Raw genomic sequence first — 12,799 nt, forward strand, 5'->3', positions numbered from 1 at the left:
CAACTAGAAAGAAAATGGCCAAGAAAATTATGGAAGATAAAAGCGTTGACCAACAGGATTTTAAACAATTTTTAAATGAGAGCATTTTAGACTCCAAATCTGCTCATCCTTTACAACCAAGAAAAATTTTTTTGGTGAATGTGTACAAACAGATGTTCTATTCATAATTGAATTGAAAAGGAAAAGTGAGCACTACATGCTTTTATTGACGATTCAACTGCAATAGTACTTTCTGCTTATTTTGATAAACAAGAAACTTTAAACGGCTATTATAGGGCTACAAAACAAATGTTTGAGAACTATAGAACATGAAAAGAAGTGCTTACAGACAAAAGAACAGTCTTTTATTCAACTAAGAAAAACACAGATAAAAATGATGCGAACACACAATATGGATTTATGTGTAATCAATTATAAATAATTTTAACTTGTACATCAGTAGCTCAAACAAAAGGTAAGATTGAAAGACTATGAGGAAGCTTTCAAAAGCGCATTCCTCAAGAGTTAAGATTAGCTTGTATAAACGATATCAATTCAGCTAACGAATGAATCAAAGAATTCATTCAAAATTATAATGCAAAGTATACCTTTAAAATAGACGAAACAAAAAATTTATTTGTGCCTTGAGAAGCCCATGAAGTTGATATGGATTTTGCTCTTTCGACTCACTATAGCAGAAAGGTTTTAAATGGTTCAACCATTAAGTTTGAGAATAAAATTATGCAACTTTTGATAAAAGTGGCACAAGAGTTAATTTAGCTAAAAAGCAAGAAGTAATGATTGTTAAAGCTTTCACTGGTGAAATATTTGCAAACTATTACACAAACTTTTATTCATTAATAGAAATTGACAAAGAAAAATTTGGGTTAGAAAATATAAATATTGAAGTGTCAAAAATTAATAAAACTAAAACAACTAGCAATAAATGAAAAAATTCAAACTGAATTTATTATCAAAAAAAGTGGAAAGAACAATCTTCCACTCTTAAATTTAGTATTTAATTTAACTTTTTTTGGGACATTTCTATTTACCTATTGACAAACAAGCAAGTAGTGAATAATAGTCAATAAAATTATAACAAAAATTATTAATTTTTTACTGTAAAGTTACTATTTGATTAATAATTAGTGGGTTGAATGAGTCGATTTAACGACTTACCCAAGTTATCATTAAGCTATGTAAATGATATAATAAAAATAATTAAAAAATTAAAAGGAGTAGAAATGAATTTTGATAAAAATAATTTAAATTATCAAGAGTGAATTACCCAAACTGATTTAGATCCAGAATTAAAAATTCTATTAAATAATGCCTCTGATGTTGAATTAAATGCTGCTTTCAATTTTCAACTAGAATTTGGAACTGCAGGAATTAGAGGAATTTCAGGTCCTGGTCCTGGCCGATTTAATTCTTATACTATTAAAAAGTTACTTTAGCATTTATCAAACTATTAAAAAATAAGTATTCAAATCGTTTAGAAGGTGGGGTATGTATTGGTCATGATAATCGCCACAATTTAAAGCAATTTGCTCAACTAGTTGCTGAAATTTTAAGCAGTTATAATATCACTGCATATTTATTTGAAAATAATGATATGAAACCCACTCCAGTTGTATCTTTTGCAACTAAAGCATTAAACTGTATTGGTGGAATTGTTATTACCGCTTCTCATAACCCAGCAGAATATAACGGTTATAAAATTTATGATCCGGTTGGTTGTCAATTAGAAGAAGTTGATACTGATTACTTGGCAAATGAAATGGGAGAAATTCAAGAAATTCTTAATTACCAATTTAAACCATCACCAGATTATATTAAGGTTGTGCCACAAAAAGTTATCACAGACTATTTTGCAATGATTTATAATTTAGAATTTTATCCGAAGAAAGAAGTTGCAAAAGCCAAAGTTAAAATTGTTTTTTCTGCAGTCAACGGAACTGGTACAGAGTTTACACCAGTTATTCTGCGCCAATGTGGGTATGAGGTAATTGAAGTTGCTGAACATGCATTTGAAGATGAAACCTTTAAAAATGTAATAAATCACAACCCTGAATTTGATCCCGCTTGAAAAATTCCGCTTGAATATGGTTATAAACATGATGCGGACTTAATTATTTTAAATGATCCTGATGCTGATCGAATTGGAATTGCAGTTAAAGCAAATAAAGAATTTATTCGTTTAGATGGTAATCAAACTGGTCCGCTTTTAATTGATTGAAAATTAGCAAATCTAAAACGTCTTGATAAAATCCCAAATAATCCTGCTTTATATTCAAGTTTTGTGACTAGTGATTTAGGAGATCGTATTGCTAGTGAAGGATATGGAGTTAAAATCATTAAAACATTAACTGGTTTTAAATGAATGGGTCGTGAAATTGCTAAAGAAAACGAGAACGGTTTGAATTTTGTTTTTGCTTATGAAGAATCATATGGATATGTCATTGATGATTCAACTCGTGATAAAGATGGTATTCAAGCTTCAATCATGATTGCTGAAGCTTGTTGGTATTATAAAGAAAAGGGTTTAACTTTGATAGATTATCTTGATCAGTTATATCTAAAGTATGGATATTACTTTACCTATACTGCAAACCTTAATTTTAAACTTGAAGAAAAGACTGTGAAAATTGAACCATTAATGAAGTAATTAAGAACAAATGGAATTAAAAAAATTGCTGGATTAGAGGTTATCAATACTGAAGATTATATTAATGGTTTATATAATATGCCTGGACAAGATTTGTTGAAATTTTATCTAGATGATAATTCATGATTTGCAGTTCGCCCAAGTGGAACTGAACCCAAATTAAAAATTTATTTTGTTGGGGTTGATAGCAATGAAAAACTAGCACAAACTAAAGTTGAAAGAATTTATCAAGAATTAAAAATATTATTGAAAATTTAAAGGAAAAAATGAAATTAAATAAATGTATTGATCATACTTTATTAAAATCTGATGCAACTGAATCTGAAATTATCAAGTTGTGTCATGAGGCAATCGAATACGATTTTGCTACAGTTTACGTTAATGAATATTGAACTCCATTAGCACAAAAGATTTTGATTGGTTCAAATATTGGAATAACTAATGTGATTGGTTTTCCATTAGGTGCTAGTTCAAGCGAAGTTAAAGCATTTGAAACCAAAAATGCAATTAAAAATGGAGCAACAGAAATTGATATGGTTGTTAACATCGGTGCTTTAATCGATGGTGATTATGAAACTGTATTGAATGATATGAAAGCAGTTAAAAACGCTGCTGGAAAACAAATTGTAAAATGTATAATGGAAAATTGTTTATTAACCAAAGATCAAATTATCAAAGCGTGTGAATTAGCTGTTGAAGCAAAGCTGGATTTTGTTAAAACTTCAACTGGTTTTTCAACTTCAGGAGCAACCTTTGAAGATGTAAAACTAATGAAAGAAACAGTTGGAAATAATGCTCAAGTTAAAGCAGCTGGTGGGGTTAGAACTTATCAGGATGCAATTCAGATGATTGAAAATGGCGCAACACGTTTAGGAACTAGTGGTGGTGTAGCTATTATTAAAGGTGAAGAACATCAAAAAGGATACTAGATTACTAGTATTTTTTTATAATTTTATTTCACCATCGTTATCTATATTATGATTATAAATTTCATAAATCCCATAAATGATTCCAAAAAAAGGATTGAATAAAGCTATATATTTAATATAAGGTATTCATTGATCATATTGATATCAAATTAATAAAATACATGACGAGCTGATTACAGACATAATGATAATGACAACATTAAAGTAAAATCAAATCATATTACTTTCCCAACTTCAATTTTGTTTAAGAAATACTGAAAGAATAAAAGTTATTAAAAAACTAACTAAATAAATTATATTAATTAACAATAAATAAAATAGATCATGTTTAACTCTAGATTTTTGTTGTGGAACAAAAAAATTGATGAAATGCTTATGGATAATATTTTTTTTAGTTAAAATAAATAAAATTAAATAAAGACAAGATAAAACCAATGAACAAATTCCTAAAATAAATAATCAATTTTTATTTTCTAAAATTCCAGCCACAATTTGAAATGGAGATGCTATTAAAACATTAGCTACAAAGCCGATTCAAATACTTCCTATTACTGAAATACCTTTGGTGTTATTTTGAATATTATTAACTGCGTTTTCTGAATATGATCTATGATTTAACAATTCATAAAAACCATAAATAGAACTAAATCCTAGACCAAATAATGCAAAATAAACATTGTATTTTTGCAAATTATTATTTGAATAATAAAATAAGAACACTAAAATTGGGCAAACGAAAGCCAAAGCACCAAAAAAGAAGTATATAAATGACAACCCTAATAAAACAGTTGCTCCTTCTTTGAAAAGAGCGAAGAATAATATCCCTAAGGATAATAATAAAAATGATCATATTCAATTCAAAAAATTTAACCATCCTAAATTTTTGGTTTTTTGAGGTACTTTAGATGGAAAGAGAAACTTAATCCATTTTAGCGTAATTTTTTTTTGGTTATGTAAAATAAATAAAATAATATATGCACTTAGAACAACTAAATAAATAATCGATACAAATAAAGAAATAAAAAACATTGAATGAAATTGCTCAAAATTAAAAATTAAAAATATCATTCAAAAAAAATCTATTATAGTTAAATTCAGTAATAACGAAATTCAAGAAGAACCTAAAATTGATATCCCTTTTTTCATTTTTTCCTTTTTTCCTTTCTTCTAACTTTGACACATATATATTAATTTCATTTTTTATCACTTGGTCCCCAACCTGTAGGAATAAGAAATGCAAATCTAATATATATTCCATTGCCTTTGTTTCCGCTTTCAAATATTGATGAACCTAAAGTAGCTAAAATGCCCGCCAATAAAGAAACAGCAGTTGCGCCAGTAGCAATATAAGGAATATTCGCCATCCCATCAGCTAAAACACCCGACAATTCTGAGAGAGTGCTTAAAAAATTTCCTTTTGATAATTCAATTGACATTTCATTATTAAAATGAATCTTTCAATATCCAATTAAATACTCATATCAATGATTGGGACCACTAAATGCAATTTCCTTTTGTCCAATAATTCTATTTTCCAAAAATAAATTATTTGTATTAACATTGTAATGTTTTTCTTCAAACATTCCTTTGTTTTCTAAACCCTTTAAGGTTGTGTTTTTAAAGCTTCTTCTAAAAAGAAAACTCAAAGATTCTTGATTGAATCCTCTTTTTTCTAATTTATTTAAGTCAAAAATTACACTTTCATTTTCTTCAATCAAAAATGATTTAATATCATTATTATTAATGGAAGAAAATAAATTAATATTTTTATAAATTATTTCCTGATCTTTTTTAAATAAATCAATAATCTCTAATTCGTATTTTTTAAATTGTGTTTTATTAACTATAGAATGTGAAATAGAAGCCGGACCACTCACTATAAACCCTAAAGCTCCAATTAAACTTAAAATTGATAACATAATTACCTCCATATTTCTTAAAATAATTTTTATAAATTTTAGTTTTTAAGAGTATTATTTGCTATAATTTTATTTTAACACTATATAAAATAAAAAACACAAATATTAATAATAAAGGAATATATTTTGATACATTTATTCAAAATAAGGAGGTAGTGTTTGATCCAAACAACTATAGTCAAAGTTATTGTTAACTATCTTTTTAAATCAACTAACTAATAACCATTTTATTAAATCAGAGAATATTGTTTTTTACCATTAACTACTATTTAGTAGTATTTTTTTAATAACTTGGTTATAAAATCCAAGGAGAATATATAAAAAAATTAAATATAATATATTAATGTTTTGTAAAACAATGGCAATTCATTTACTTTGTTATGCTATTTTAATTGTTTGTGAACAAAAAATTATTGATATATCTCAAGATAAAAATTATCAACAATTAGTAATTTTTTGTGGAATTTTGATTATAACAATGTTATTTGCTCGAGTGTTTAATTTAATTACTAATTTAGTAAGTAATAAAATCAAAATGCTTTACAAAAATTATTTACGTCAGCAAATTGCTAAAAAAATTATTTGAGAATACGCTCAAGATAAAAACTTTATTCCTTCAGTCTCATGATTATCAGCAGATGTAGAACAAATTGAAAATTCATACTTAAATGAAATTCTAGAATTTATTTATAACTTTACTTGAGTTATCATTGGGGTTGGTTTTTTGGCTGCTTACAGTTGAATTTTATTTTTGGCTACAATTATTATTACTATTATCATCTTTATAGTATCGAGTTTATTTCAAAAAATGATTAATAAAAGCACTATTGCTATTAGTGAACAAAATAAAGTTTTTTTATCAAAAATAACCGATTTAATTAACGGATTTTCGCTTTTTTGACAAAATTTAATGCTTTTTAAATTTATCCGTAAAAATAATGAGGAAAGTGAATTAATTGAAAATAAAATCAAGAAAAATAGTTTTAATCAAGTTTTACAATCTGAAGCAATTTATTCGGTATCAACAATTTCATCGGTCATGATTTTAATTTTTTGTGGTTGGCTTCTATATAAAGGTAATATAACAGCTGGATCAGTCATTGCTATTACACAGTTTTCAGCAACATTTACTTATGATTCACAAGCAACATTTCGTGGATTATTCCATTTAATTGCTGGTAAAAAAATTGCTAATAAATTTAAATTAGAACAACAATATATTACAAATAAACCATTGAAATTAAGTTTTCAAAAACTGCAATTAAAAAATTTTGCATTAACAATTGAAGGTATCGAATTATTAAAAAATTTAAGATTTGAAATTAAAAATAATCAAAAGATTTTAATTATTGGTCATAGTGGATGTGGTAAGACAACTTTCTTAAAAAGTTTGGTAAAAATAAATCAAAATTATGACGGGGACATTTTGTTAAATAATAAGAACTACCATTCATTAAGTGATGAGACACTTTATAATTCAATATATTATTCTGAACAATTCCCTCACCTTTTTGAAGATACGATTCTTAATAATATTACTTTATGAAATGAAGAGGTTAATGAATTAAAAATTAAAAATATTTTAGACAAACTGAACTTTCATCCCGAATATAATCTTCAAAGCCAAATTATTAATTTATCTGGAGGAGAAAAACAAAAAATATTATTAGCTCAAGCGATTAATACTAATCGAGACATCTTAATTTTTGACGAGCCCACCAGTTCACTTGATGTTAGAAATACAGGCACTATTTTAGAGTACTTATTATCAATTGATAAAACTGTAATAATTGTTTCTCACAAGTTAGATGATAAATTAATTAATGAGTTTGATCAAATCATTGATTTCAATCATCTTAAAATTTAAAAACAATATTGATCTTAAAATTATTAAGGTTTTAAATAACAACTAGTTTGTTAAAATATTATTATGTATTATTTTGATAAACAAAATATTTTAATTGAAATTAAAGAAGTGATTGTTAAAGAACAATTACTTTTTTTAGTTGGTGATGAAATATTTTCAAATATTCCAGATAAATATTTGAAGACTGCTTTTATTCCGGTTAATTGAAATCGGGCTTTGAAATTTTTGACCAAGATAGATAAAGATTTGCAATGTGAAATTATAAGAACTGGCTACATGCCTCTAGAAATTCATATCTATTTAGATTTTATAAATAAAACGACTGCTTTATTAACTCAAGATAACTTTTTTTATCAAATCATCGAAAAGCCTTTATTTAAGAATCAATTTATGAAACAAGTTTTTGATTTTAAAAATCGTAATAAAATTAGTTACCGAAATTATAATATTACTACAGAAATTATTGATAAATATTTTTTAGAAAATTCTTCGCAAATATTTCAAAAAAAGATTTAAATTTATTTTTAATCAATGCTGATTTAAATTTAAATGATTATAAATTTAAAGATATTTTTGTATTATCCAATAAGGATGAAGTTGTAATTACTCCAAAAAATCAAAGAATTTATTATCTAAATAAAAATGATTTTAAGACAATAATTCTAGAGTGAACCCCAAAAAGTAAGTATAAATAAAAGTTGTGGGGTCTAGGAAAGTAGATAACCCACAATTTTTCATTTTTTAATTGACACGAATATGCTGTAGTTTAATTTTGTATACATACCAAACCCTTTTTGTGACCATTTAAATATTCAATAGTGTAAGGTTTTTCTATATATGTTGTATATCTATGTCAATTAAACTAAACGATTTTCTGAAGAAATTATAAGTTAAAATATGATTCAGAAAAAAGAAGTAAACACTGGATTGGATTATTTTTGAAGTTTTAGCAAAGATAAAAAAACTGTAGATAGAGTAATGAATTTGAAATACACTATGTAAGGTAAATATGAAAAAATAAAAAACTTTAAACTGAAGATATAAATTTGTTTAAACAATATTGTAATGGGAAAAATGAATACAATAAAAAGTGTCAAGTACATTGGTTGTATGGTTTGCCTGAATTTGAAAAAAATTGATGAAAATCAAATATAAGCTAATAGTTGAATATTTGGATGCTAATCATGAACTCCTAACAAATCGGCTTTAATGGTTCAAACTAAGTCTGAATTGGTTTCAAAAAGAACTGATGTATTAATTAAACTTAAATCAAAGTATATGAGATAAGCTTGTAATAAAAGAACTAAAAGATAATCCTGTAGAATATGGTTAGAAAAAGGAAATTGCACTCCACAAAGAATTGTCAAAGAAAAATTTTGATACAAAAGAAGAAGAATCAATTAAATTCATTATAAATAGAAACATCCTTTAAATATAACTTTGAGTGACGTTTAATTAATTAATATATTTGTTCCAATGGTTTAAGTTATTCATAAGATTCTTCTTGAAACGAAAAAAAGACAAGATCAAATTCAAAATACAAAAAAATTACCAGATGAATTAATCCAACGATTTTGTTATATATTTTTTTTATTAAAGAGATGTTATATAATTATTTGTGGGATTAATTATAAGCACAATGGCTTTAGCATTATTACTTGATATCAACATTAATATTGGTTTATTCAGTGATTTCACACAATAGGTAATCAGGAAAATTTAGGTAAAATAATGTAAATTATGAAAAAAAGAATAATGAAAATCAAATTAAGTTCATAATGACTAAGAAACGATAGCATTTTTATAAAATAGATATTAATTTCAAAAAGGAGGAGTAAAAAATGTTTAGTGATTGAAGTGTGGATAATTGATTAGCATTTATAATGATATTAATAACCCTTTTTGTAGGTATTTACAACTTCTTTAGACAGATATTTGTAAACAAGCAGAACAAGGCTCGTGACGATAAAATCATAGCAATGGAATTGCAAGCTAAGCATGCCTCAGAAGAATTAAATAAAATTTAGTTAGTGCATTAACACAACTTATATCTAACAACATTCATGTTGCAAAGAAAACTGAGGAAATGACAAAAATACTAAATGACAAAATAAAACAAGCTAATGTGAAAAATGAGCAGTCTGTTTTAAAAACTTATTTTGATAAAATTAAAATGCAAAGTATAAACAAAAAAAGCAGAAAGAAAATGAAGTAACTAAGAAGTTTATTAAAGAAAAAAGGAAACAATAGTTTATGTTTTTATTAAAAATAATCTATAATAATTATATGAGAAAGTAAGGGATATTGTCATGAAAGAACTCAAATCATTTTTGAAAGTTGATTTTGCTTCAAAAAATCAAAATTGGGAACCCTATGCAGTTCACTTATCTAATTTATTTATAAATAATTATCTTAACGACTTAGAAGCGATAGTGAAATTTGTTAAATTACAATCTGGCAAAATTGAATACACAGAAATAATGAATAAATTACAAGGTTACATGGTTTTATTTATAAGATTAGAGGAATATTTAAAGGACAAATACTCAAAAAAATTTAATTTTGATTTAATTTTATTTGGTTTTTCAATAATGAATAAAAGTGAAAAAGATGCATTGGAAAAAGATTTATTAAAATTATTTGAAAATAATGACAGATTTAATAATTTTAATAACAAATTTAAATCTCTTGATAATTCTTTTAATAGTTTTTTAAGTTTTATTTCAAACCAAGAATTTAGAGAAATTTTTTTTGAATTAAATATTTTTGAAGAAGATTGGAATAAAACATTTGATTTTAATTTTAGTTCATCAAATAGTTACATAAACAAAAACTATTAATAATTTTTTTAAAATATTATTAAAAAGAGAAGAGCATGTCAGCGCATGCTCTTTTTTATACTTTTAAATATTAAGCAACTTCACAAATTGAAATCATTGTTTTAGCTAACCTTTCAGCTTCAGCAATATTTTTCATAAAAGGACCAGTTCCAACTTTGACATCTAATACTAAACTATCAGCTTCAATTGTTAACTTTTTTGACATGATTGATCCTGCAATTAAAGGAATTGAATCAACAGTTCCATTCACATCCCTTAAGGCATACATTTCTTTATCAGAAATGCCATTAAACCAAATTTCCACAATGTAAATCTATTTAATTTTGATTTAATTTAGAACAATATTTATTTACCAATTGTAAAGATCAAAACAAGAATACTTATTGGTAAAACAGTTAATAAATAAAATGAAAAATATAATAGAAAGTAGAAAAACACAAATAATAATAAGTCAAGTAAAAAACCGCTAAAAATTCCAAGTGAAGAAGCGCCCCCGGCTATGCCTAATCAAAAAAAAGCATTTTTAAATCACAACTTAAGATTATCTAATAATATTATGATTGACAAGAAAATAGATCATTTATTATATTTTAATTCATTTTTAAAAAGACTGTTATAAGTTTTTCTATTAAGCATTATTGATCCAATTAATTGCCAAGAAATTGTATTTTTTCTGGATTTAAACTTTTATAAAAAGATGAAATCATAGCAAATATAAATATAAAAATTATTAAATTAAAACCATAAAAAAATATTATAACTCCACAAATTGCGTTAATCATTCAATTATCATTTTCACTTAATTACCTTTTAAATAAAAATATATTTAAGAACAAAATTATTATTATGCCAATCATAAAAATTATTTCAAATGAAAATAATAATTTTAAATATCGAAACCTTTTCTGAATTACATCTTTTATTGTTATCTGCATTTCTTAACTAAACCTTTCTTCAAAATTAATTGAATATTTTTTTAAAACTAGAAAATCTTAAATTTTCATTATTATTAACATTTTGAACTAAATATTTTGACAGTATATCTTTTTTTGTTTTTGATAGAATATCTTGAATTTTTTTAAGTTGTTACTAATAAAAATGCTTTCTGTTTAGATTTATTTATTTTTTAGCATCATTGAATTGTACGTTACTATAAAAAAAGACTTGTTAATTTCTAATTCGGTTTAAACAAATTTACTATAAATAATAAAACTATTAATGCAGCATATTTAAAAATTAATAGTAATTAATTATCTCATAATGCGGTAAATGTTCAAGATGCTACTGGGTTGGTCTATTATTTTGAAACTACTTTCAGCTCTTTTAATTCAGCTATCTTGTATATCAAAGTTAGTATATAAAGTCATTACAAGATCCCCTTTTTTAACTTGCTCAGCATCTTTTTTATTTAAATAAATGCCTGCAGCAAAATCAATTGTGTCTTCTTTTGTTTTTCTACCAGCTCCAAGATCCATGGAAATTAAACCAATTATTTCAGCATCTTGACTATCAACATAACCATCTCTTGATGCTAATATCTCAATTTTATGTTTTGTAGTAAAGTGATTATCATAATTTTCAATAACACTAAAATCTCCATGTTGTGCTTCAATAAAACGTTTTAAATATTTAGCAGCTTCACCAGTTTTTAACTTATTTTTAACATCTAATATAGCTTCTTTAATATCGGTAAATAAACCAACATTAACAAGTGTAACCCCAGCAGCTGTTGTAACAACATCAATTAAATCTTCAGGACCTTTACCTAATAATGTATCATAAGCTTCTTTAACTTCTAATGCATTTCCAATAGCTTTACCTAAGGGTTTATCCATATTTGAAAGAATAACAGAAACTTTTCTTCCATAACCTTCACCAATTGAAATCATTGTTTTAGCTAACTTTTCAGCTTCAGCAATATTTTTCATAAAAGCACCAGTTCCAACTTTAACATCTAATACTAAACTATCAGCTTCAATTGTTAACTTTTTTGACATGATTGATGCAGCAATTAAAGGAATTGAATCAACAGTCCCAGTCACATCTCTTAATGCATACATTTTTTTATCAGCAGGAACAATATCATCTGATTGACCAACAAGTCCGATATGTGATTTTTTAATTACTTGAATAAATTCGTCTTTATTAAGTTCACTAGTTCAACCTGGACATGATTCTAATTTATCAATAGTCCCACCAGTTACACCAAGTCCACGCCCTGACATTTTACAAACATTAACACCATAACTTGCTAATATTGGTGAAAGAACTAAACTAGTTTTATCTCCAACCCCACCAGTTGAATGCTTATCAGCTTTTAATCCTTTAATTTCACTAACATCATATACAAATCCAGATTCAACATAACTTTTTGTCAAATCAACAATTTCTTTATCACTCATACCATTAAATCAAATTGCCATTCCCATTGCTGACATTTGATAATCTTTAACATCATTTTTAACAAAACTATCAATTAGTCATTTAATTTCTTGTGTTGTTAATTGTTGTTTGTGTTTTTTCTTTTCAATCAAATTGTTAAATGTATATCCCATAATATTTCCTTTTCTTTCATAATTTAATAATATAATATAAAA

Annotated in this window: 10 protein-coding genes and 2 pseudogenes; 8 read left to right on the plus strand and 4 right to left on the minus strand. The window is 25.2% G+C overall.

Annotated elements, in window-relative coordinates:
- Nucleotides 1-138: 138 nt before the first annotated feature.
- The 4 genes and pseudogenes from EELLY_RS02985 (at nucleotide 139) to deoC (ending at nucleotide 3,576) form a co-directional block, all read left to right on the plus strand.
- Complete coding sequence (locus EELLY_RS02985; RefSeq protein ID WP_104205987.1) at nucleotides 139-417, plus strand: hypothetical protein; 279 nt, start codon at nucleotides 139-141, stop codon at nucleotides 415-417.
- A 359-nt stretch (nucleotides 418-776) separates the two neighbouring features.
- Nucleotides 777-1,001, plus strand: coding sequence for a hypothetical protein (locus tag EELLY_RS02990; protein WP_104205988.1), 225 nt, complete (start codon nucleotides 777-779; stop codon nucleotides 999-1,001).
- 222 nt (nucleotides 1,002-1,223) lie between these two features.
- Nucleotides 1,224-2,905: pseudogene (locus tag EELLY_RS02995) on the plus strand (phospho-sugar mutase).
- Nucleotides 2,906-2,913: 8 nt separating this feature from the next.
- The gene (gene deoC / locus EELLY_RS03000) at nucleotides 2,914-3,576 is read left to right on the plus strand and encodes a deoxyribose-phosphate aldolase (RefSeq protein WP_104205989.1); all 663 of its coding nucleotides are present in this window, start codon (nucleotides 2,914-2,916) and stop codon (nucleotides 3,574-3,576) included.
- Between the two features lie 15 nt (nucleotides 3,577-3,591).
- Here deoC and EELLY_RS03005 read toward each other — a convergent pair whose 3' ends face one another.
- Nucleotides 3,592-4,437 (minus strand): hypothetical protein, encoded by an 846-nt coding sequence (locus EELLY_RS03005; protein ID WP_146063620.1) that lies wholly within the window; start codon nucleotides 4,435-4,437, stop codon nucleotides 3,592-3,594.
- Between the two features lie 326 nt (nucleotides 4,438-4,763).
- The gene (locus EELLY_RS03010; protein WP_104205991.1) at nucleotides 4,764-5,495 is read right to left on the minus strand and encodes a hypothetical protein; all 732 of its coding nucleotides are present in this window, start codon (nucleotides 5,493-5,495) and stop codon (nucleotides 4,764-4,766) included.
- A gap of 358 nt (nucleotides 5,496-5,853) precedes the next feature.
- On the opposite strand from EELLY_RS03010, the gene EELLY_RS03015 reads away from it, so the two are divergent.
- From EELLY_RS03015 to EELLY_RS03030, 4 genes are all read left to right on the plus strand, one after another.
- A complete protein-coding gene (locus EELLY_RS03015) occupies nucleotides 5,854-7,362 on the plus strand; it encodes an ATP-binding cassette domain-containing protein (protein ID WP_181021051.1) in 1,509 nt (502 codons plus the stop codon).
- A gap of 63 nt (nucleotides 7,363-7,425) precedes the next feature.
- Nucleotides 7,426-7,878, plus strand: a complete 453-nt coding sequence (locus EELLY_RS03020) for a hypothetical protein (RefSeq protein WP_104205993.1) — start codon at nucleotides 7,426-7,428, stop codon at nucleotides 7,876-7,878.
- Between the two features lie 1,570 nt (nucleotides 7,879-9,448).
- On the plus strand, nucleotides 9,449-9,577 hold the full coding sequence (locus tag EELLY_RS04365; protein ID WP_281253996.1) for a hypothetical protein: 129 nt from the start codon (nucleotides 9,449-9,451) through the stop codon (nucleotides 9,575-9,577).
- A gap of 94 nt (nucleotides 9,578-9,671) precedes the next feature.
- Nucleotides 9,672-10,202 carry a hypothetical protein gene (locus tag EELLY_RS03030; RefSeq protein ID WP_104205995.1) on the plus strand — a complete coding sequence of 177 codons (531 nt, stop codon included), beginning with the start codon at nucleotides 9,672-9,674 and terminating at the stop codon, nucleotides 10,200-10,202.
- A gap of 85 nt (nucleotides 10,203-10,287) precedes the next feature.
- Here EELLY_RS03030 and deoA read toward each other — a convergent pair.
- Together deoA and EELLY_RS03045 are read right to left on the minus strand one after the other, a co-directional pair.
- Nucleotides 10,288-10,482 (minus strand): annotated as a pseudogene (deoA, locus tag EELLY_RS03035) (pyrimidine-nucleoside phosphorylase); the annotation flags it as partial.
- Between the two features lie 970 nt (nucleotides 10,483-11,452).
- Complete coding sequence (locus tag EELLY_RS03045; protein ID WP_104205997.1) at nucleotides 11,453-12,757, minus strand: thymidine phosphorylase; 1,305 nt, start codon at nucleotides 12,755-12,757, stop codon at nucleotides 11,453-11,455.
- Between the last annotated feature and the right edge of the window lie 42 nt (nucleotides 12,758-12,799).

The sequence above is a fragment of the Entomoplasma ellychniae genome (assembly GCF_002930155.1).
Classification (GTDB): Bacteria; Bacillota_I; Bacilli_A; order Mycoplasmatales; family Mycoplasmataceae; genus Entomoplasma; species Entomoplasma ellychniae.